Here is a 20397-nt window from a genome sequence, read left to right on the forward strand (position 1 = left end):
GCCAGAACCGGGCAGGAAGGATGGCCGCGCCAGTGGACCACAACACGGCAACCGCGCCGGAGGAATCCCGCCAGCCATCGGCACACGACCTTGATGTGCTCAGCCGCCAGCTCGGGAGGCCGGTCCGCGACGTCGTTGAGATCCCGGCGCGCTGCGTCTGCGGCAACCCCCTCGTGGCCGCCACGGCTCCGCGCCTCAGCAACGGGACACCGTTCCCCACCACGTTCTACCTGACGCATCCCGTCATCACGTCTGCCGTGTCCCGGCTTGAAGCCGCCGGCCTCATGAACGAGATGAATGACCGGCTGACGGCTGACGAGTCGCTGGCAGCCGCCTACCGGGCGGCCCACGAGGCGTACCTGGCGGCCCGCGCTGAAATCGGGGCCCGCACCGGCATCGGTGGGGTTCCCGAGATCGACGGCGTCTCCGCCGGCGGGATGCCCACCCGCGTCAAGTGCCTGCACGTCCTCGTGGGGCACTCGCTCGCGGCCGGCCAGGGCGTCAACCCTCTCGGCGACGAGGCCATCGCCGCCATCGCCGAGTGGTGGACAGCCGACCGGTGCTACTGCGACGGCGCCTGGGACACCGGCGGCGAAGCGCCGTCCCGGGACCTCAGCCGCCACGGGCCCCAGGGGCTGCCGGCCATCGTTGGCCGGCCTGCACCTGTCCGGAAGACCACGACGGAGGCAGGCGAATGACCACCGTTGCAGCCATCGACTGCGGCACCAACTCCATCCGCCTGCTGATCGCCGACGTCGACCGCAGCAACGGGACGACCAAACTCACCGACCTCGTGCGGGAGATGCGCGTGGTGCGGCTGGGCCAGGGCGTGGACGCCACCGGCGAACTGGCGCCCGAGGCGCTGGAGCGCACGTTTGCGGCCACCGCAGAGTATGCGGAGCTGATCCGCCAGTACCGGGCAGTGAAAGTCCGCTTCGTGGCCACCTCCGCCAGCCGGGACGCCCGCAACCGCCAGGTCTTCGTCGACGGCATCCGCGGCCTTCTCGGCGTCGAGCCTGAAGTGATCTCCGGCGACGAGGAGGCCGCGCTGTCCTTTGCCGGAGCCAGCAGCGTCCTGCCGATCGCCGGCGATGACCGCGTGCTGGTTGTGGACCTCGGCGGCGGCAGCACGGAGTTCGTGCTGGGCGACGCCGGCGGCGTGCTGGCCGCAAGGTCCGTGGACATCGGCTGCGTCAGGCTGACCGAACGCCATCTCAAGTCCGATCCGCCCACCGCGGAGCAGGTCGCCGCAGCGGAGGCCGACGTCGACGCCGCCATCACCGAAGCGGGACTGGACGTTCCGCTGGAACGCAGCACCGCCGTCGTCGGGGTTGCAGGTTCCATCACCACCATCACCGCCCATGCGCTGAAGCTTCCCGAGTACCTGCCGGCGGCCATCCACGGAGCCGAACTGTCCATCGGAACCATCCAGGCGGCAGCCACGGACCTGCTGGAGATGACCAGGGCACAGCGCGCCGAACTGCCCTACATGCACCCCGGCCGGGTTGACGTGATCGGCGCCGGTGCCCTGGTCTGGCGCCGGATCCTCGCGAGGATGGGCGAGCTGAGCGGCGGCCGCATCATTACGGCCACGGCCAGCGAGCACGATATTCTTGACGGAATTGCCCTGAGTGTCAGCTAGCCAGGCACCAGCCAACCGAGTATGGGATCTTGAATGACCAGAGCAACAGCCCGGTTCCGCCGGACGGTCTCGGCTCTCCTGTCGGCGACGCTCGCCGGGGGCATCGCCGCCACGGCGATCGCAACAGCCCCCGCGGCGCGGGCCGACACCTGGCGCGACAAGCAGTATTGGCTCAAGGAAGCCGGCATCACCAAGGCGTGGGAGGTCTCCAAGGGAGCCAACGTCAAGGTGGCCGTGATCGACAGCGGCGTGGACGGCAACCATCCGGACCTCAAGGGCGTCCTGGCCGGCGGGCACGACGCCTCGGGCGCGGGAAGCAGCGACGGGCGGAAGAGCATCGGTTCCAAGCCCGAACACGGCACGCTCGTGGCCACGATGCTCGCGGGCCGCGGGCACCAGCCCAAGAAGGCCGCCAGCGCGAAGCCCAGCCCCAGCGCCACGCCGGCGAAGAACATGCCTGACGGGATCATGGGTGTGGCGCCTGAAGCCCAGATCCTCTCCGTTTCCACGTGGCTCGGCTCAGCCAATCCCGGCGGGAAAAGCGATCAGGACCAGATCCCCGAGGCTGTCCGGTGGGCGGTGGACAACGGCGCGAAGGTCATCAACATTTCGCTCGGCAGCACGTCGCCGGAATGGCCGCAGAGCTGGGACGCCGCTTTCCTGTACGCCGAACAGAAAGACGTGGTGATCGTTGCGGCGGCCGGCAACCGGGTGGGCGGAAACGCGCAGGTGGGGGCGCCTGCCACCATTCCCGGCGTGCTCACCGTGGCCGGTCTGGACCGCAGCGGAGCCGCCAGCACGGACTCCTCCTCCCAGGGCATCAGCATCGGGGTCGCGGCACCTGCGGAGAAACTGGTCGGAGGCCTTCCGGGCGGCAGCTACGCGGAGTGGGCCGGAACCTCGGGCGCCACCCCCATCGTCTCCGGCGTGGCAGCCCTGATCCGCTCCAAGTGGCCGCAGATGAGCGCCGAGCAGGTCATCAACAGGATCGTCTCCACTGCCAAGGACGCGGGCGCCGAGGGCAAGGATCCCCTCTACGGGTTCGGCGTGCTCAACGCAGAGGCCGCGCTGAAGGATGACGTCGCCGAGACCCAAAACAATCCGCTGGGGTCAATCTCAGACTGGATCCGCGTCCACCGCCGCGGAAACCTCGCCACGCCCACCCCTGTGCCTCCGGCCGAGGCGCCGAGCGCCCAGGCCACGCTTCCCGAGGCGACCGTGCCTGTGGCCGAGCCTCCGTCCCCGCTGGACGGCGCCCTCCCCGCCGCCGTGGTCATTGGTTTCGGCGGCCTTTTCCTGGCCATCATTGCGGCCGGCGCCATCCAGCTGCGCCGGGTGTACCGGGCCTCAGGGGGAAGCCCGGAAGATCCGGAAACCGGTGCGCTGGGCAAGGTGGAGCCGGGCGGACCGCCTAGTTAGTGAAGATTTTCACAAACTAATGTATCCTTGATGCATGGCAACCACCCCTCAGCTCCAGGACCGTCCCCGGGTGCTCGTCGTCGGCGGCGGGTACGTCGGCCTGTACGTAGCACTGAAACTGCAGAAGAAGATCGCGAACGCCGGTGGCATCGTCACCGTCGTCGATCCGCTGCCCTACATGACTTACCAGCCCTTCCTGCCGGAAGTTGCCGGCGGAAACATCGAGGCCCGCCACGCGGTGGTGTCCCACCGCCAGCACCTCAAGCAGACCGAGCTCATCCAGGGCCGCGTCACCTCGATCGACCACGCCAACCGCACGGCCGTGATTGCCCCGGCTGACGGCGGCGAAAACTTCGAGCTGCCGTACTTCGACGTCGTTCTTGCAGCAGGAGCCATCACCCGCACGTTCCCCATCAAGGGTCTGGCGGACAAGGGCATCGGCCTGAAGACCATTGAGGAAGCCGTTGCGCTGCGCAACAAGGTCCTCGAGCGCATCGAGGTCGGCTCCGTCATGACCGATCCCGTGGAACGTGCCAAGGCGCTGACCTTCGTGGTTGTCGGCGGCGGCTTCGCCGGCATCGAGTGCATCACGGAAATGGAAGACCTCGCCCGCGCGGCCGTCAAGAACAACCCGCGCGTCCAGCAGGAGGAAGTCCGCTTCGTCCTTGTCGAGGCCATGGGCCGCATCATGCCCGAGGTCACCGAGAAGCAGGCAGTCTGGGTCGTCGAACACCTCCGCAGCCGCGGCATCGAGGTCCTGCTCAACACCTCGCTGGACAACGCCGAGGGTGCCCTCAAGCTCATCAACCTGCCGGACAAGTCGCTGGCCCAGGAATTCGAAGCAGACACCCTGGTGTGGACTGCCGGTGTGCAGGCCAACCCGATGGTCCGTTCCACCGACTTCCCGCTCGAGCCGCGCGGACGCGTCCGTGTTCTTCCGGACCTGCGCATCGCCGGCGACGAAGGCATCGTCGAGAACGCCTGGGCCGCCGGTGACGTTGCCGCGGTCCCGGACCTCACGGGCAGTGGCCTGCCGGACGGCACCTGCGTCCCCAACGCCCAGCACGCGCTGCGCCAGGCCAAGCGCCTCGCCAAGAACCTGTGGGCCTCCCGCTGGGACAAGCCGCTGGTCGACTACAAGCACAAGAACCTTGGTGCCGTGGCCGGCTTCGGCGAGTGGAAGGGCGTTGCCAACATCAACCTCCTGGGCCGCATCGGCCTCAAGGGCGGTCTCGCATGGCTGGCCCACCGCGGCTATCACGGCATGGCCATCCCCACGGTGGAGCGTAAGGTCCGCGTGATCATGGGCTGGATCCTCGCCTTCTTCATGGGCCGCGACACCACGCAGCTCGAAGACCTGGACAACCCGCGCGGCGCGTTCGTGGCAGCTGCCACGCCGGCTCCCAAGCCGGCTGCCGCCCCCGTCGCTGCGGCGCCGGCGGACAAGCCCGCAGCCGCTCCGCAGGGCGGTTCGAAGGACGCTGTTGCGGCGGAAGCCAAGTAACGCGCACTGATTGACGACGGCGGCCGTTCCCTTACGGGGGAACGGCCGCTTCGTCGTTTGGCCGCCTTCCGCCAGAGCCTGCGGTCCGCCAGACCCCGCGTCGTGGCCGGGTCCCAGGCGGCGGCGGCCGGGAAGCTTAGACTGGCTGCATGACGGGCGAAAAGAACCTCCAGACCCTGCTGGCCGCAATGCATCCCGCCCTCCGCGAAGGAGAGTACGTTTACGTGCTCTGGCCGCACGGAAAGCCCTTGGCGGGCGGCATCGAGGCGGCTGTCCGGGAGGCCGAGGGGCTGACAGTGGTTCTGCCCCGCGCAGAGGCGGACAGGCTGGATCTCCCTTACGACTTCGTGGCCGCGTGGATCACCCTCGAGGTCCATTCGGAGCTGGAAGCGGTGGGCCTCACGGCGGCGGTCAGCAGGGCGCTGACGCAGGCCCGGATCAGCTGCAACGTCCTGGCGGGCTTCCACCACGATCACCTTCTCGTGCCGGTGGGTGACGCCGCGCGGGCCCTGGAGGTCCTGGCGGAGCTCTCGGCCGCCAACGCCCCGGAGCCGGAGCCTGTGCGCGAACTGGTGCTGCGGAACGAGAACCCACAAGACCGCGCAGCCATCCTCAGCCTGACGGCCGAAGCCTTCGCTGTGTCGCCGGTGACGGGACTTCCCGTGGAAGGCGAGCCGGTGGAGGTGGAGTTGCTGCGGCGGCTCTTCGACGCCGACGAGTACCTGCCGGAGTTCAGCGTCTTGGCGGAGCTTGACGGTGAAATCGTCGGGCACGCCATCAGCACGCGGGCCTGGGTGGATGACCTGGAACTGCTGGGACTCGGCCCTATCGGGGTTACGCCCAGGCTGCAGCGCCACGGCATTGGCTCTGCGCTGATGCGCGAAACTGTCGTCCGCGCGAACGCGGCGGGGGAGCGCGGCATCGCGCTGCTTGGCAGCGCCGACTACTATCAGCGCTTCGGCTTTGTGCCGGCGTCGTCGCTGGGCATCGAGGCCCCGGACAGGGACTGGGGGGACAACTTCCAGTTTCTTCCCCTCGCTCTATGGCCCGGCGGCGTCCACGGCATCTTCCGCTATGCCGCACCCTTTGCCGCCGTGGAAGGCGATACCATTGACCGGGCGCCCCAGTAGCCCAATTGGCAGAGGCAGCGGACTTAAAATCCGCGTGTTGTGGGTTCGAGTCCCACCTGGGGTACAAGTTGCCTGCACCGAAAGGTGCCGTGAGGCACCCGTTCGGGCCTTTAGCCTGCGCCGCATGTCCGGCGGCCAGCGCCATCATCGTCACCTTTCGAGCTGCGCTTCATCAGCCGTCTCCCGCCATCGCTGCCCCGGAATCCGCAGGTGTCCCATATGCAACGAGTGTTATAAGGATGTGACCTTACTCACTTATGTTCGGGCCTGATTTGCATTAGCTTGAAGTTAACTCAGGAACACCTGACCAATCGCATCAAAGGCCGTTCGCACCTTTCGATCGAGGAGACTCTCAATGATTTCACTCCCCCAGGCGGCGCCCCGAGTCGCTAAGCTCACAGCGCTTAGCATCGGCGTCGCCCTTCTGGCTTCGGCTTGTGGTGGCACCTCCACCCCAACCGCCACCACCTCCGCAGCCGGCGCGGCCGGCAGCATCGCATGTCCGGCACCCAGCGCGACTGCTGGTGCCACCAGCACCGCGACCGAGACCGGCGCCGTGCCGGAGTCGACGACCACCACGCCGACGCCACTGAAGATTGGATCGCTTCTGCCGACGACGGGGTCGCTGGCGTTCCTGGGCCCGCCCGAGATCGCCGGTGTTAACCTCGGCATCAAGGAAGTCAATGATGCAGGCGGCGTGCTCGGCAAGCCCGTCCAGGTGATTCACCGCGACTCCGGTGACACCAAGACGGACATTGCCACGCAGTCCACCACGGCACTGCTCGGCCAGGGGGTCAGCGCCATTGTCGGTGCCGCGTCCTCGGGCGTTTCCAAGACCGTGATCAACCAGATCACCGGTGCCGGTGTTGTCCAGTTCTCGCCTGCGAACACGTCACCGGACTTCACCACTTGGAACGACAAGAACCTCTACTGGCGTACCGCTCCGTCGGACGTCCTGCAGGGCAAGGTCCTGGGCAACTACATGGCCACCTGTGGCGCGCAGACCGTGGGCATGATCGTGCTCAACGACGCCTACGGGACCGGCCTGCAGAAGAACGTCAAGGAGGCCTTTGAGGCAGCCGGCGGCCAGGTTGTGGCCGAGGAACTCTTCAACGAGGGCGACTCCCAGTTCAGCAGCCAGGTGGACAAGGTCATCGCCGCCAAGCCGGACGCCATTGCCCTGATCACCTTCGACCAGGCCAAGAGCATTGTTCCGCTCCTGACCGGCAAGGGCGTCAAGCCCACGCAGCTGTTCATGGTGGACGGCAACACGTCCGACTACAGCAAGGACTTCAAGGCCGGAACGCTCAAGGGCGCCCAGGGAACCATCCCGGGCACCTTCGCCAAGGATGACTTCAAGAAGAAGCTGCTGGCGATCGACCCGGCCCTGAAGGACTACAGCTACGCAGGTGAATCCTACGACGCCGTCAACCTGATCGCGCTGGCTTCAGAGGCAGCCAAGAGCACCAAGGGCACCGAGATTGCCAAGCAGCTCAAGGCGGTCTCCGAAAGCGGCGAGAAGTGCAACACCTTCCCGTCCTGCGTGACCCTGCTCCGCAACGGCAAGGACATCGACTACGACGGCCAGTCCGGCCCGGTGACCTTCTCCGACGCCGGTGACCCGACAGAGGCCTTCATCGGCATCTACGAGTACCAGGACGACAACAAGTACCAGCCGTCCAAGGAAGAATTCGGCAAGCTGTAAAGCCGCCTTCTCCCAGCCACGCAAAAGCCCCCGTCCAACAGGACGGGGGCTTTTGCGTGCCCTCAGAGGGTTGTACCGACCCTGGGAGCGTCACGCGAAGCAGCTTTTTGATCACGGAGGGACGGCCCGACGGCGGGAATCCGGCAATGCACTTCTCGCATCATCGCAAAAGACCGCGCTGCGTGACGCCGTCGGGGAGGAAGAGGCCAGGCACGCAAAAGGGCCGCCACCGGATCGGTGACGGCCCTGGCGCAAGGTGCTTGCCCTGCGGGTTGCTACCTACTTTTCGTGTTCGTCGGCGAGCGTTCCCAGGTACAGCTGGATGACCTTGGGGTCCTTCATGAGTTCCCGTCCTGTGCCCGTGTACGCGTCCCTGCCCTGGTCCAGGACGTAGCCGCGATCGCAGATCTGCAAGCAGCGGCGCGCGTTCTGCTCCACCATGATGACGGACACGCCTGCCCGGTTGATCTCGTGCACGCGCAGGAAGGTTTCATCTTGCTTGACGGGGGAGAGGCCTGCCGAGGGCTCGTCCAGCAGCAGCACGGCGGGGTCCATCATCAGGGCCCGGCCCATTGCCACCATCTGGCGTTCACCGCCGGACAGCGACCCGGCACGCTGGGCACGGCGCTTGCCGAGCTCAGGGAAGAGGCTGGTGACAAAGTCGAACCGTTCGGCAAAGTCCTTGGGCCTCTGGAACATGCCCATCTGCATGTTCTCCTCGATGGTGAGGGTGGCGAACACGTTGTTATTCTGCGGGACGAAACCCACACCCTGCGTCACCAGCTTGTTGGCCTTGAGGCCGGTCAGGTCCTGGCCGCGGACGACAACCGAGCCTGAGTGGACCTTCACGAGGCCGAACATCGCCTTGAGGAGCGTCGATTTGCCCGCGCCGTTGGGCCCGATGATGCCGATCAGCTCGCCCTTGCGGGCCTCGATGCTGCAGCCGTTGAGGATGTTGACCCCGGGCAGGTAACCGGCAACAAGGTTGGTGACCTTGACGACCGAGTCATCCGATGCTGCGGTGCTTGCGGCCGGGGCCGCGCTGGTGGCACTCATTCTTTGTCCTTGTCTGTACGGACGTGTTCCGTGCCCGCCTGTTCTGTTCGGGCCTGACGTGTAGTCGCCTGTTCTGCACTGGTCTGGTCTGTGCGGGGAGCGTCATCGCTGTGGACCTCCCGCAGTTCCGGCGCCACGGCGTCCACGGAGATGATACCGGCGTTCTCCGTTCCGACGATCGATTCCTCGTCTGCGACCAATTCCTGCTCGAGCGCCTTGATGCCTTCGGAATCGCCAAGGTCGACGTCGTGGTGGGCGCCCAGATAGGCATCGATCACGGCCGGGTTCTTCATGACTTCACCGGGGGGTCCCTCGGCCACGATCTTTCCTTCGGCCATGACAACCACCCAGTCTGCGATGTGGCGCACCATGTTCATGTCGTGCTCCACGAAGAGGACCGTCATGCCTTCGGCCTTCAAGTTCTTGATGTGGTCCAGCAGCGACTGGGTCAGTGCAGGATTGACGCCGGCCATGGGTTCGTCCAGCATGACCAGCTTGGGGCTGACCATGAGGGAGCGGGCCATTTCGAGGAGCTTACGCTGGCCGCCGGAGAGCGATGCGGCGTAGTCGTCCTTCTTCGTGTCCAGTTTGAATTTCTCCAGCAGGACGTTTGCCTGGGCCGTGATTTCCTTTTCGCGGCCGCCCCAGATGCCCTTGAACAGTGCCTTGGACAGGCGTTCGCCGGGCTGGTTGGAGCCGCCGAGCCGCATGTTTTCCATCACCGTCAGCTTGCCCATGACCTTCGTGAGTTGGAAGGTGCGGACCATGCCCATGCGTGCCACCTTGTAGGAGGAGACGCCGGCGATGCTTTGCCCTTCGAACTGCCATTTGCCGGAGTTCGGAATGTCGAATCCCGTGAGCAGGTTGAAGAGCGTGGTTTTGCCGGCGCCGTTGGGGCCGATCAGGGCGGTGATCTTGTGCCGCGGAATTTCAAGGTACTCGACGTCGACGGCGTTGATGCCGCCGAAACTGCGGGTAACGTTTTCGGCGACGACGATGGGGTCCCGCTTCTTGCAGCCCGGGGTGTTCTCCCCGACGGCTATTGCGCGGGCGTCCGTCATGTAGTCGACGCCGTCTTCAGTGAATTCTTCGCTGTGCTTGCTCATGCGAACGCCAGCTCCTTCTTGTTGCCAAAGACGCCCTGCGGCCTGAAGATCATCAACAGCATCAGGGCGATGCCCACCAGGATGTAGCGCAGCTGGCCGGCCTGGACTGTGGTCAGCCAGGTCACCGCGCCGGATTCGATGAGCCCGTAAAGGATTCCCTGGGTGAGGGACAGGACCACCCAGAAGATCATGGCGCCGATCACCGGCCCCAGGACCGTGGCCATGCCGCCGAGCAGGAGGCAGGTCCACAGGAAGAACGTCAGTTCCGTGCCGTAGTTAGCGGGCTGGACCGCGCCGCGGGGGAGCGTAAACACCATGCCCGCCAGCGCCCCGACGATGCCGCCGATGACCAGTGCCTGCATCTTGTACGCGTACACGTTTTTGCCGAGCGAGCGCACCGCATTCTCATCCTCGCGGATGCCCTTCAGGACACGGCCCCAGGGGCTGCGCATCAGCAGCCAGACGATGACGCAGCAGACAACCACGAGGCCCCAGCCAATGACCCTGATGAAGAAGTCACGGTTGTTCATGCCGAAATAGGAACCCTCCGGGAAGGGGTTCATGCCGTAGAACCCTCCCTCGAAGGCTGCCAGGCCGTTGGCGGAACCGGTCACGGCAGTGAGCTGGTTGGTGGTGACAACGTAGCGGACAATTTCCGCCGCCGCGATGGTGACGATGGCCAGGTAGTCGGCCCGCAGGCGAAGGGTGGGAATGCCCAGGATCAGCGCAAAGAGCACGGAACTGACGACGGCGATCAGGAGCCCCACAAAGAAGGGAACGCCGAAGCTCAGGGTGGAGATGGCGAAGCCGTAGGCACCCACCGCCATGAAGCCGGCCTGGCCGAAGTTCAGCAGGCCGGAGTAGCCGAAGTGAACCGCCAGGCCGAGGGCGGCAAGCGCGTATGCAGCCGTCGTCGGGCTGAAGATTTCGCCGGCTGCGCTGGAAAGTATGAATCCGAAGTCCATGGCAGTCTCCTAACCCACGCGCTCGCGTCGGCCCAGGATGCCCTGGGGCCGGAACAAGAGGACAACAATCATGATGAACAGTGCTCCCACGTACTTGAGGTCGGCTGCGAGGCCGACAACGGTGGTCAGTTCGACGAAAATGCCGACGATGACGGATCCGATGAGGGCGCCGAAAACGGTGCCGAGGCCGCCGAGCGTGACGCCGGCGAAGATGAGCAGCAGAATCTGCGAGCCCATGTCGAACGTGACGCCGGGACGGTAGTAGGCCCAGAGGATGCCGCCCAGGGAGGCCAGGACGCCGCCGACGATCCAGACAATCCGGATGACGGAGTCGACGTCGATGCCGGAGGCTGCGGCCAGCGCCGGGTTGTCTGCCACCGCGCGGGTGGCCTTGCCCAGGCGGGTCTTCAGGAGCACGATCCCGATCAGCACGATCACGACTGCACTGATCACCAGCGACCACAGGTTGTTGGGGGAGATGGAGACCGGGCCGATTTGGATTTCCGCACTCTGGGCGAACGGCAGCTGCTGGGTGGCGCCGCCGAAGTAGAACTGGATGATGTAACGGACGGCGAGGGCCAGGCCGATGCTGACGATCATCATGGGCACCAGTCCGGTGCCGCGCCTGCGCAGGGGCCTCCAGAGGCCCGCATCCTGGGCATAGCCGAACAGTCCGCCGCCGAGGAGCGCCAGGATGATGGCCAGCCAGAACGGCAGGTTCATCGCGCTACAGGCAAACACGAGCACGGCGCCTAGCGTCACCATCTCGCCGTGGGCGAAGTTGGTGAGGCCCGTTGTGCCGAAAATCAGGGACAGGCCGACCGACGCGAGCGCCAGCAGGAGGCCGAAGCTGAGGCCTGCCACGAGCCTGTTAAGCAGGTTTTGGCCGAAGTCCTGCTGTTGGACGACGATGCCCTTGCCGAAGGCGAAAATGACGGAGAGATTGGAGGTCTGGCTAAACGTCACGGAACGGGGGTTTGCTTGCCCCTCGGCGAGCTTGATGCCCTCGGGCAACGTAGATTCGTCCAGCTCCACTTCGTAGGTGCCCTGCGTGGGAACCCCTATCCGCCAGGATCCGTTGGCACCCGAGGTTGCTGTTCCAGTGAAGTCGCCGCTTTTGGCAGTGATCTTCACACCTTCGAGCGGGGCGCGTGTGTCGTCGCGGAGGAAGCCGCTAATGCTGTTCTGGAACTGCTGGTTCGACGGGGGTTGTGTCGGAGAAGGAGTTGTAGCCTGCGATGCTGGTGCAGCGACAAGCAGGATGGCTACGACTGCGGAGGCAATTGCCCCCATGGCCTTAAGCAATCCGGCTGGCCGCCGGCGCGGCAGGCCTCTCGGTGTGCGTCTCAAATTGAAAACCTCCACATGGGGATGGTCTGGGTTGCGTCGTTGCAACCGCTGCGAACGGAGAAGGTGACGGATGGTGGTGCGGGTAGTGCGGTGGTGCGATGCGATACTGAATGGCTTGACTTCTTGTGATATCCGTCACCCTACTTCGCCCCATGTTACAGCGAGAGCAGTACAAACTTTGCCGGGGAAGCCGGCCGCCAGATAGCGATCCGGTAACAACTGTGAAGCTGGCTGCAACCATTAATTCAGCTGAGCTTATGAAAACTTTTGTTGTATGCGAGTATTCCTAAACAGTCTGCCGCGGCCGCTCTGACGAGGGCCGTCGTCGGATATCGCCCATGTCACGATTCCGTGTCGACGGGGAGGTTCGCGGAACTTTACCTGCCACTGACGCGTGGAAATTGGTAGTTTGAACTTAGGAATTCCCATCACCACCCATTATTTGGAGGAGACACCCGCAATGGCACTTGGCGGAAACCCGATCTTCAACGGAAAGAATTTCCGTGAAGCCACCCAGGCACCGCCTGTCCCGCAGGCGTACGGCCAGAACCAGTACGGACAGGGCGCCTACGGCCAGGCGCCCGTGATGGACGCACCCAGGGGCTGGGGCGCCCAGCAGCCGGGCATGACGGATGACCAGCTGCAGCAGATGTACAACCGGCCGGCCGCCGGACCGGTGGAAACCGGACGGATGTCCTACGACGACGTCATCGTCAGGACGGCGATCTGCCTCGGCGCCGTGATGGCCGGAGCTGCGGTCACGCTGTTCGTCAGCATGCCGCTGGCCAGCCTGCTGATGATCGTCGGCGCGCTGGGCGGGTTCGTCCTGGCCATGGTCAACACGTTCAAGAAGCAGCCTTCCCCGGCGCTCATCCTGGCCTACGCCGGACTCGAGGGGTTCTTCCTGGGCGGACTGACCCGCATCCTTGACGGCATGTACCCGGGTGTCGGGCTGCAGGCCGTGATCGGCACGCTGTCCGTCTTCGCAGTGACCCTCCTGCTCTTCAGGAGCGGCAAGGTCCGCGCCACCCCCAAGGCCATGCGGTTCTTCATGATCGCCATGATCGGCTACGCCGTGTTTGCCCTCGTCAACATGGTGATGGTCTGGACCGGAGCAGTGCAGTCCCCGTTCGGCCTCAGCACGAGCATCGAAATCATGGGCATTCCGCTGGGCGTCTTCATCGGAATCCTGGCCATTGGCCTGGCCGCTTTCTCGCTGATCATGGACTTCACCAGCATTGAAGCCGGCGTCCGTGCCGGTGCCCCTGAGCGCTTCGCCTGGACTGCGGCCTTCGGCCTCACTGTCACCCTGGTCTGGCTGTACGTGGAAATCATCCGCCTGCTGTCCATCCTCCGCGGCGAGGAATAAAACAAAAGCGGCTTACGCCGTCGTGATTGATCAGCCGTAAACTGATCGCAGGAGAGGGTCCCGCTTCCGGCGGGGCCCTTTTTTGCATGTCCATCCCGGGCCCGCTCAGGCGCTGGCCGGGCCCAGTCCTTAGCTGAGGCGTTCCAGAATCACGGCCATGCCCTGTCCGCCGCCCACGCACAGCGTTGCCAGGCCCAGCGATCCGTCGGTCTCGCGAAGCCCGTTGAGCAGCGTGGCGGTCAGGCGGGCCCCGGTCATGCCAAAGGGGTGGCCCAGGGCAATGGCGCCGCCGTGGACGTTGAGTTTTGCGGAGTCGATCCCCAGTTCGCGGGCGCTGGCCACCACCTGGACCGCGAAGGCCTCGTTGAGCTCCACGAGGTCGATGTCACCGATGCCCAGCCCGGCGGAGGCCAGTGCCCGCCGCGTGGACTCCACCGGGCCCATCCCCATCAGCTCGGGCGAGAGCGCACTGACACCGGTCGATACGATGCGGGCCAGCGGCTCGAGGCCCAGTTCTTTGGCCCGGGAGTCACTCATGATGACGACGGCGGCCGCGCCGTCGTTGAGGGGGCAGGCGTTTCCGGTGGTGACGGTGCCGTCCCGCCGGAAGACGGGCTCCAGGGCGCTGACGCCTTCGAGGGTCACGCCGGCGCGCGGCGAGTCGTCGCGGTCCACCACGGTGCCGTCCCGCCGCACATAGGGCGTGATTTCCCGGGCGTAAAAGCCTGAGGCGATGGCGGCCTCCGCGCGGTTCTGGCTCAGCACGGCCCACGCATCCTGGTCGGCGCGGCTGATGCCGTAGGACGTGGCCACGTTCTCCGCCGTCTGCCCCATGGCAATGTAGATGTCCGGCATGCGGCCGCCCAGCCTCGGGTCCGTCCAAGGGGTGTTGGAGGCAGCCCGCGCGGCGGTGCGCTGGCGTGCCGGTTCGAACAGCGGGTTGTGGTTGCCGGCATCGGTTTCGCCGGCCCCGGCCCAATCCCGGTACCGCGACACGGCTTCGACGCCGGCGGCCACGAACGCCTGCCCTTCGCCGGCCCGGATGGCGTGGAAGGCCATGCGGACGGTCTGCAGGCTCGAGGCACAGAACCTGTTGATGGTGGCGGCGGGCACATGGTCCAGACCGGCCAGGATGGTGACCACGCGGGCCATGTTGGAGCCGGCTTCGCCGCTGGGTTCGGCACACCCGAGGTAAAGGTCGTCGAGCCCGGGCCCGCCGTCCCCGGTGGGGTCGAAGGCCGGCAGCTTGGCCAGCGCCGCACTCACCATGGCGGCGGCGAGATCGTCCGGACGTTCGTCCTTCAGGGACCCCTTGAAGGCGCGCCCGATCGGACTCCTGGCGGTTGAAACAATGACTGCTTCCGGCATGCGCCCAGCCTACGCCCGGTGCTATGCCAGCCGCATCGCCCCGGCAGCCGGGGTGACGGTGAAGATGTCAGGCGCGGTGTAGCCCGCCCGGGCAAAGGCCTGTTCGACGGCGGCGCGCACCTGCTGCTCCGCCGTCGCCGGCGTCAGGGCGATTGCGGCCCCGCCGAAGCCGCCGCCGGTCATCCTGGCGCCGATGGCACCGTTTGCCCGGGAGGTTTCGACCGCAAGGTCCAGTTCCGCGCATGAGATTTCAAAGTCGTCGCGCATTGATGCGTGGCTGGCGTCCAGGAGCCCACCGATCGCGGCCGGGCCCTGCCGGCCGAGGAACTCCACGGTCTGCAGCACGCGGTCATTTTCCGTGACGATGTGCCGGACCCTGCGGAACGTGACTTCGTCCAGGAGCCCGCTGGCTTCTTCCAGGTCATCCGGTCCGACATCCCGCAGGGCCCTGACCCCGAGCACCTCGGCGCCCAGTTCGCACGATGCCCGGCGTGAGGCGTAACCGCCGTCGGCGTGCGAGTGGGACACCTTGGTGTCGATCACGAGCATGACCAGTCCCGCGCTCTCCGCCTCGAACGGCACCAGCTGCACGCTTTGGTCGCGGCAGTCCAGGAACACGGCATGGCCCTTCGACCCGCGCAGCGACGCGGACTGGTCCATGATGCCGGTGGGCGCGCCCACGAAATCATTCTCGGCCCGCTGGGTTGCGAGCACCATCTCCTCAGCACCCAGTCCGGCTCCGGTGAGGTCGTTCAGGGCGGAGATGACGGCGCATTCGATGGCGTGGGACGAGGAGAGCCCGGCGCCCAGCGGGACGTCGGAATCCAGCAACAGGTCCAGGCCCGGGACGTCGATTCCACGTTGCTGCAGGGACCAGATGACGCCGAGCGGGTACTTGGTCCACCCCTTGGCCGCCCGGCCGTCGAGTGAGGCGGTGTCCGCCGTCGTCATGCCTTGGTCTCCATAAGTGGACAGGAGCCTGACGGTGGAGTCGGGACGCACGCCGACGGCGACGCGCGCCGTCTTGTCGATGGCGAACGGGAGCACGAAGCCCTCGTTGTAGTCCGTGTGCTCGCCGATCAGGTTTACCCGGCCGGGCGCCTGCCAGACGCCGTCCGGCAGGCGGCCGAAGGCTGCCTTGAACTGTTCCGCGAGGTGGGTGGTGCTGACGGCGGCGGTCATGCTCGGGCTCCTTCGGTGAGGCTGCGGGCGGCGTTGACATCTGCCGCTGAGGCGGGAATGGTGACGGCGCGCAGGCGCTCCGCGACCAGCTCGGGAGTGGTGTCGTTGATGAAGGCTCCCATGGCCGCTTCCGATCCTGCCAGGTACTTCAGCTTGTCGGCGGCGCGGCGGGGGGAGGTGAGCTGCAGGTGCAGGTAGCCTGCGGGGCGGAGCAGCTGGTCCACCGGGGCCTGGTGCCAGGCGGAGATGTACGGAGTCGGCGTCGGATAGAGGGCGTCCAGGCGTTTGAGAAGGTTGAGGTACACGTGCGCCAGTTCATCCTTCTCCCCGCCGCTCAGGGCGGCGAGATCGGGGACCTGGCGGTTCGGGACCAGGTGGACTTCCAGCGGCCAGCGTGCGGCGAACGGTACGTAGGCGCTGAAGTTCTCGCTCTCCATGATCATGCGGCTGCCGTCCTCGCGTTCCGCGCGCAGCAGCGAGCCGGTCAGCGTCTCCCGGCCGCCGGCGTCGTCATAGAACCTGCGCGCGGCCGCCCCCATCACGGCTGCCCGCGGCGTGACGTAGGGGTAGGCATAGATCTGGCCGTGCGGGTGGTGCAGCGTGACGCCGATGTCGGCGCCGCGGTTTTCGAACGGGAAGACCTGCTTTATGCCGGGCAGTGCGCTGAGGGCGGCGGTGCGGTGTCCCCACGCCTCCACCACCGTGCGTGCCCGAGTTTCGCTCAGGCCGCTGAATGAGCCGGTGTGCTCGGGCGTGAACGTCACCACCTCGCACCGGCCGAAGGCGGGTCCGGTGGTTCCCCGGCCCGGGCTGTCCGGAACGGGACCCACTGCCGGTCCCAGGGAGGGGAAGCGGTTCTCGAACACGGCAACGTCGTAGTCCGGCGCCGGAATCTCCGAGGGGTTGGCGTCCGTGGTGGGGCAGATCGGGCACTGGTCTGCCGGCGGCAGGTGCGTGCGGCTCTGGCGGTGCGCCGCCACGGCCACCCATTCGCCCGTGAGGGCATCGAACCGGACCTCACCGGGTTCGCCGCGGGGCGGCAGGTCCCGGTGGTCCCGGGTGGTTTCCACGGACCGGGGCCGGGCGGAGCCGGCGTCGTCGAAATAGAGCAGTTCGCGGCCGTCGGCTAGCTGTGTGCTGGTGATGTGGGTCATGCGTCGTGTCCTTTGTGCGCGGTGACCTGCGGCGTCCGGCCGGCAGGGAGGTGGGAAGGGAGTTGTGCCTGTTCGGCGCGGGCAGGGACCGCCGCTATGCGCAGATGGCCGACAGCTTGTGCGAGCATTTCAGCGGCCGCGTGCCCGGCGCCGCGAGTAGTGATTCCGGAGTCGGTGATGAGGGTGCCGATTGACGACAGCGGCGCGATGCCGGCCAGGCCGACGACGCCGTACTTGGAGGCATCGGCGAGAACCACCAGCACTTCGGAGGCGGCAATCATTGCCGCGTTGACTTCGGCTTCCAGAAGATTCGGTGAGGTGATGCCGGCCTCGGGGTCAATGCCGTGGACGCCCATGAAGCAGAGGTCAGCATGGAGGTTTTCCATGGCGTGCATGGTGACCGGTCCCACGAGCGCCTCCGAGGGCGTCCGCTGCCCGCCCAGCACGAGCGTCCGGATGCCGCCGTGTGCGCCAGAGCCGTTCGCGCCGGGGCTCGGAGGGCCCGGGACAAGGGCGTTGGCCACCATGATGGAGTTCGTCGCCACGGTCAGGCCTAGGTCCCGGGGGAGGAGGCGGGCAAATTCGTAAGTGGTGGTGCCGCCGGAAATGAACAGGGTCATGTCCGGCCGGAGCAGGCTCAGTGCTTCCGCTGCGATGGCCCGCTTAGCGTCGGATTCCTGTGCAGACTTGCTCACAAATTCGGGTTCGATTGCGCTGAAGGTGCCGGTCCGGGTGGCCCCGCCATGGACGCGAAGCAGCTGGCCTTCGGCGTCGAGAGAGTCGATGTCACGCCGGACTGTCATTTCCGAGACGCCGAGCACGGCGGCAAGGTCCGCCACACGGACGGTGCCGCTGGCTTGGAGCTCCTGGAGGATCCGGTGCCTCCGCTGGGTGGCTAGCAAAAGGGTCCTCCTTCCTGACGTGTGGGTTCCTAATGTGGGGCGTATCACCATTGTGGCACAAAACGATCAAAAACAAATACTTTCTAACAAAAGATAACAATGAGTTCGCCGGGCCGGGACGCCCTCAGCGTTGTACGGTAGGTTCCATGACTGCCGCCGCCGCACCTGATGCCAACGAAATCCCTTCGGAACCCAGGCGTTATGCCTCCGGCCGGCAATACGAGCTGAGGCGCGGCGACGCGCTCGCGGTAGTGACCGAGCTCGCCGCGGGCCTGCGCTGGTACAGCCGCGGCGGCGTCCTGCTGACCGAGACATACGGCGACTCGGTCATCCCGCCCGGAGCCACCGGGATCACGCTGGCACCCTGGGCCAACAGGGTCGAGGACGGGGTCTGGCACCTCCACGGAAAGAAGCAACAGCTGGATATCACGGAGGTCTCCCGGAACAACGCCAGCCACGGGCTCCTGCGCAACGCGTCGTATGCGCTGGCTGCGGAATCGGAGTTCTCGGTGACCCTCGAGGCCCCCGTGTTCCCCCAGCACGGTTATCCGTTCCTGGTGCGGCACCGCGTGGAGTATTCGCTGGCAGATGACCTGGGGCTCGTGGTCCGGCAGACGCTGGTCAACGATTCGCAGGCCGACGCGCCGTTCGTGCTGGGCGCGCACCCGTACCTCCGCCTCGGTGAAACGCCCAGCGAGGAGCTCACCCTGACGGTCAGTGCCGGGACACGGCTGGTGGCGGACGACAGGCTCATTCCCCGCAGCTCCGAACCCGTCAGTGCCGATGCCGACCTGCGGCACGGGCGGAAAGTCGGGGACCTGGACGTCGACGTCGCCCTGACGGATCTGCAGTTCGACGGCGGGATCGCCCGCCACACGCTGGCGGCGGCGGACGGCCGTAGCGTCAGCCTGTGGCAAGACGAAACATGCCCGTTCGTCCATGTGTTTGTGACCCGTAAATTTCCGGGCCGCCCCAAGGCTGTGGCCCTCGAACCGATGACCGGTCCGGCGAACGCCTTCAACTCCGGCGACAGCCTGCGGTGGCTGCCGCCCGGCGAATCCTTCACCATGACGTGGGGGATCAGCGCCTCTGTGGATGCCGGGGCCTAGCGGTTCACTGAGCCAGTCGGTGCCGTGCCGGCGTCCGGGGGGCTAGGTTCCGCCGCCCTACCGTTTCCCATTGCCGCGTGGCTAGGGAATTATTGGGCTATGACGCCAGCTAAGGACGCCACACCAGAAGAATTCCCCACTGCAACGATCATTCCGCCGCCCGTTGGAGCGGGGCGGCCGGTCAAATCCGACCGGGACCTGGAGCAGGATATTCCGTACGGCGTCCGCATCGCGGCCGCATGGGCGTGGCGGCTTGGCTTGATCCTGCTGATCAGCGGGGCCCTGGTGTGGCTGCTCGCCAAGGTCAGCTTCCTTATCATCCCCGTTATGGTGGCGGCGCTGCTGGCCGGCCTGCTCAACCCGGTGACAGAGTGGCTGCGGAAGCGGCGCTTTCCGAACGGGGCGGCCGTTGCCCTGACAGTCCTGGGCTTCATCGGGCTCATCGCCGGGTCGCTGGCGCTCGTCGGGCGGCAGCTGGCGCTGGGCTTCCAGGCGCTGTGGAGCGAAGCCCTGACCGGAGTCCAGCAGGTCCAGGACTGGCTTGCCGAAGGGCCGCTGCACCTCACCGCCGCGCAAATCGACCAATACATCCAGGAAGCAACGGCTGCTCTGCAGAACAACAGCAGCAGCATCCTGAGCGGGGCGTTGTCGTTCGGAAGCACCGCCGGGCATTTCGCGGCCGGGCTGGTGTTGGCGCTCTTCATCCTGATCTTCTTCCTCCTGGAAGGGAGCCGCATCTGGGGCTTCCTGGTCCGGCTGCTGCCCAGGCGCGCGAGGATCCCCGCCGACGGCGCCGGCCGGCGCGGTTGGGCATCGATGGTTAGCTACGCCCGGATCCAGATGTTCGTGGCCTTCGTGGATGCTGTTGGCATCGGAGTGGGCGCGGCCATCATCGGCGTCCCCCTGGCGCTGCCCCTGGGTGTGCTGGTCTTCATCGGCTCGTTCATTCCGGTAGTCGGTGCCCTCTTAACCGGCGCCATTGCGGTGCTGCTGGCGCTGGTTGCCAACGGCCCCGTGAACGCGCTGATCATGCTGGGGATCGTCCTCCTGGTTCAGCAGCTCGAAAGCCACATCCTCCAGCCGTTGGTGATGGGCAAGGCCGTCGCGCTGCACCCTGTGGCGGTGATCCTGTCCGTCGCCGCGGGTTCCTACCTCGCCGGAATTCCCGGCGCGCTGTTCTCCGTCCCCATCCTGGCCGTAGCAAACTCGGCGATTCGGTATATTGCCGGCAGAACGTGGGAACATGAACTTGTGCCGGCAGCCGCCGATGGCAGCGCCATTGCAGGCTCCGCCGGCGCCGGGCTGGACAACACCTTCAAGGACGTCCGGCTGCCGGGCGTCCATCCCGGCCATGGCAAAGATGCAGATCGTACAAGGGCTCCGGGCCGCAGTGCCGCTCCGGACTCCGATGTCGAATTCCCCAAAGGAGAATAGTT

At 66.3% G+C, this 20397-nt stretch carries 17 protein-coding genes and 1 tRNA gene; 10 read left to right on the top strand and 8 right to left on the bottom strand.

The genetic code is table 11. The features are described from left to right. Nucleotides 1-32 precede the first annotated feature (32 nt). The 7 genes from CXQ90_RS03465 to CXQ90_RS03495 all read left to right on the top strand — a co-directional run bounded on the left by CXQ90_RS03465 (nt 33) and on the right by CXQ90_RS03495 (nt 7400). Nucleotides 33-698, top strand: coding sequence for a DUF501 domain-containing protein (locus tag CXQ90_RS03465; protein ID WP_181038409.1), 666 nt, complete (start codon nt 33-35; stop codon nt 696-698). Further along, complete coding sequence (locus tag CXQ90_RS03470; protein WP_104137009.1) at nt 695-1642, top strand: Ppx/GppA phosphatase family protein; 948 nt, start codon at nt 695-697, stop codon at nt 1640-1642. Before CXQ90_RS03465 ends, CXQ90_RS03470 begins: the two co-directional genes overlap by 4 nt. Before the next feature lie 33 nt (nt 1643-1675). Then, complete coding sequence (locus CXQ90_RS03475) at nt 1676-3061, top strand: S8 family serine peptidase (protein ID WP_104137011.1); 1386 nt, start codon at nt 1676-1678, stop codon at nt 3059-3061. Between the two features lie 34 nt (nt 3062-3095). Continuing rightward, nucleotides 3096-4565, top strand: a complete 1470-nt coding sequence (locus CXQ90_RS03480) for an NAD(P)/FAD-dependent oxidoreductase (RefSeq protein ID WP_104137012.1) — start codon at nt 3096-3098, stop codon at nt 4563-4565. A gap of 149 nt (nt 4566-4714) precedes the next feature. Continuing rightward, the gene (locus CXQ90_RS03485; RefSeq protein ID WP_104137014.1) at nt 4715-5695 is read left to right on the top strand and encodes an N-acetyltransferase; all 981 of its coding nucleotides are present in this window, start codon (nt 4715-4717) and stop codon (nt 5693-5695) included. Next, a tRNA-Leu gene (locus CXQ90_RS03490) sits at nt 5686-5759 on the top strand. Before CXQ90_RS03485 ends, CXQ90_RS03490 begins: the two co-directional genes overlap by 10 nt. Nucleotides 5760-6050: 291 nt before the next feature. Beyond that, a complete protein-coding gene (locus CXQ90_RS03495; RefSeq protein WP_104137015.1) occupies nt 6051-7400 on the top strand; it encodes an ABC transporter substrate-binding protein in 1350 nt (449 codons plus the stop codon). Nucleotides 7401-7679: 279 nt separating this feature from the next. On the opposite strand, the gene CXQ90_RS03500 is transcribed toward CXQ90_RS03495, so the two are convergent. Genes CXQ90_RS03500 through CXQ90_RS03515 form a run of 4 tightly spaced genes read right to left on the bottom strand, consistent with a single transcriptional unit; the run spans nt 7680 to nt 11820 of the window. Next, nucleotides 7680-8456, bottom strand: coding sequence for an ABC transporter ATP-binding protein (locus CXQ90_RS03500; protein ID WP_104137017.1), 777 nt, complete (start codon nt 8454-8456; stop codon nt 7680-7682). Beyond that, nucleotides 8453-9562: an ABC transporter ATP-binding protein gene (locus CXQ90_RS03505; protein ID WP_258064352.1), complete on the bottom strand. Its 1110-nt coding sequence runs from the start codon at nt 9560-9562 to the stop codon at nt 8453-8455. The genes CXQ90_RS03500 and CXQ90_RS03505 overlap by 4 nt, the downstream gene beginning before the upstream one ends. After that, a complete protein-coding gene (locus CXQ90_RS03510) occupies nt 9559-10527 on the bottom strand; it encodes a branched-chain amino acid ABC transporter permease (protein ID WP_104137018.1) in 969 nt (322 codons plus the stop codon). Before CXQ90_RS03510 ends, CXQ90_RS03505 begins: the two co-directional genes overlap by 4 nt. Nucleotides 10528-10536: 9 nt before the next feature. Beyond that, complete coding sequence (locus CXQ90_RS03515; RefSeq protein WP_104137020.1) at nt 10537-11820, bottom strand: branched-chain amino acid ABC transporter permease; 1284 nt, start codon at nt 11818-11820, stop codon at nt 10537-10539. Between the two features lie 517 nt (nt 11821-12337). On the opposite strand from CXQ90_RS03515, the gene CXQ90_RS03520 reads away from it, so the two are divergent. Then, nucleotides 12338-13246: a Bax inhibitor-1/YccA family protein gene (locus tag CXQ90_RS03520; RefSeq protein WP_104137021.1), complete on the top strand. Its 909-nt coding sequence runs from the start codon at nt 12338-12340 to the stop codon at nt 13244-13246. A gap of 129 nt (nt 13247-13375) precedes the next feature. On the opposite strand, the gene CXQ90_RS03525 is transcribed toward CXQ90_RS03520, so the two are convergent. From CXQ90_RS03525 to CXQ90_RS03540, 4 genes are read right to left on the bottom strand one after another with little or no spacing between them, the layout of a single operon-like run. Next, nucleotides 13376-14614 (bottom strand): acetyl-CoA C-acetyltransferase, encoded by a 1239-nt coding sequence (locus tag CXQ90_RS03525; RefSeq protein WP_104137023.1) that lies wholly within the window; start codon nt 14612-14614, stop codon nt 13376-13378. Between the two features lie 21 nt (nt 14615-14635). Next, complete coding sequence (galK, locus tag CXQ90_RS03530; RefSeq protein ID WP_104137024.1) at nt 14636-15796, bottom strand: galactokinase; 1161 nt, start codon at nt 15794-15796, stop codon at nt 14636-14638. After that, on the bottom strand, nt 15793-16950 hold the full coding sequence (galT, locus tag CXQ90_RS03535) for a galactose-1-phosphate uridylyltransferase (protein ID WP_104137026.1): 1158 nt from the start codon (nt 16948-16950) through the stop codon (nt 15793-15795). Before galT ends, galK begins: the two co-directional genes overlap by 4 nt. Next, the gene (locus tag CXQ90_RS03540) at nt 16947-17852 is read right to left on the bottom strand and encodes a DeoR/GlpR family DNA-binding transcription regulator (RefSeq protein WP_104137027.1); all 906 of its coding nucleotides are present in this window, start codon (nt 17850-17852) and stop codon (nt 16947-16949) included. The genes galT and CXQ90_RS03540 overlap by 4 nt, the downstream gene beginning before the upstream one ends. Nucleotides 17853-17998: 146 nt before the next feature. Here CXQ90_RS03540 and CXQ90_RS03545 point away from each other — a divergent pair, with 146 nt between their 5' ends. Together CXQ90_RS03545 and CXQ90_RS03550 are read left to right on the top strand one after the other, a co-directional pair. Next, nucleotides 17999-18961 carry an aldose 1-epimerase family protein gene (locus tag CXQ90_RS03545; RefSeq protein ID WP_104137029.1) on the top strand — a complete coding sequence of 321 codons (963 nt, stop codon included), beginning with the start codon at nt 17999-18001 and terminating at the stop codon, nt 18959-18961. A gap of 99 nt (nt 18962-19060) precedes the next feature. After that, nucleotides 19061-20395, top strand: a complete 1335-nt coding sequence (locus tag CXQ90_RS03550) for an AI-2E family transporter (RefSeq protein ID WP_104137030.1) — start codon at nt 19061-19063, stop codon at nt 20393-20395. Nucleotides 20396-20397: the final 2 nt, after the last annotated feature.

The sequence above is a fragment of the Arthrobacter sp. ZGTC131 genome (genome assembly GCF_002929275.1).
Classification (GTDB): domain Bacteria; phylum Actinomycetota; class Actinomycetes; order Actinomycetales; family Micrococcaceae; genus Arthrobacter.

Coding starts and splice junctions, on each gene's coding strand:
- CXQ90_RS03545 (WP_104137029.1), top strand. CDS start 17,999: ATGACTGCCGCCGCCGCACCTGATGCCAACGAAATCCCTTCGGAACCC.
- CXQ90_RS03500 (WP_104137017.1), bottom strand. CDS start 8,456: ATGAGTGCCACCAGCGCGGCCCCGGCCGCAAGCACCGCAGCATCGGAT.
- CXQ90_RS03515 (WP_104137020.1), bottom strand. CDS start 11,820: ATGGGGGCAATTGCCTCCGCAGTCGTAGCCATCCTGCTTGTCGCTGCA.
- CXQ90_RS03550 (WP_104137030.1), top strand. CDS start 19,061: ATGACGCCAGCTAAGGACGCCACACCAGAAGAATTCCCCACTGCAACG.
- galK (WP_104137024.1), bottom strand. CDS start 15,796: ATGACCGCCGCCGTCAGCACCACCCACCTCGCGGAACAGTTCAAGGCA.
- CXQ90_RS03485 (WP_104137014.1), top strand. CDS start 4,715: ATGACGGGCGAAAAGAACCTCCAGACCCTGCTGGCCGCAATGCATCCC.
- CXQ90_RS03525 (WP_104137023.1), bottom strand. CDS start 14,614: ATGCCGGAAGCAGTCATTGTTTCAACCGCCAGGAGTCCGATCGGGCGC.
- CXQ90_RS03505 (WP_258064352.1), bottom strand. CDS start 9,562: ATGAGCAAGCACAGCGAAGAATTCACTGAAGACGGCGTCGACTACATG.
- galT (WP_104137026.1), bottom strand. CDS start 16,950: ATGACCCACATCACCAGCACACAGCTAGCCGACGGCCGCGAACTGCTC.
- CXQ90_RS03495 (WP_104137015.1), top strand. CDS start 6,051: ATGATTTCACTCCCCCAGGCGGCGCCCCGAGTCGCTAAGCTCACAGCG.
- CXQ90_RS03520 (WP_104137021.1), top strand. CDS start 12,338: ATGGCACTTGGCGGAAACCCGATCTTCAACGGAAAGAATTTCCGTGAA.
- CXQ90_RS03510 (WP_104137018.1), bottom strand. CDS start 10,527: ATGGACTTCGGATTCATACTTTCCAGCGCAGCCGGCGAAATCTTCAGC.
- CXQ90_RS03475 (WP_104137011.1), top strand. CDS start 1,676: ATGACCAGAGCAACAGCCCGGTTCCGCCGGACGGTCTCGGCTCTCCTG.
- CXQ90_RS03470 (WP_104137009.1), top strand. CDS start 695: ATGACCACCGTTGCAGCCATCGACTGCGGCACCAACTCCATCCGCCTG.
- CXQ90_RS03480 (WP_104137012.1), top strand. CDS start 3,096: ATGGCAACCACCCCTCAGCTCCAGGACCGTCCCCGGGTGCTCGTCGTC.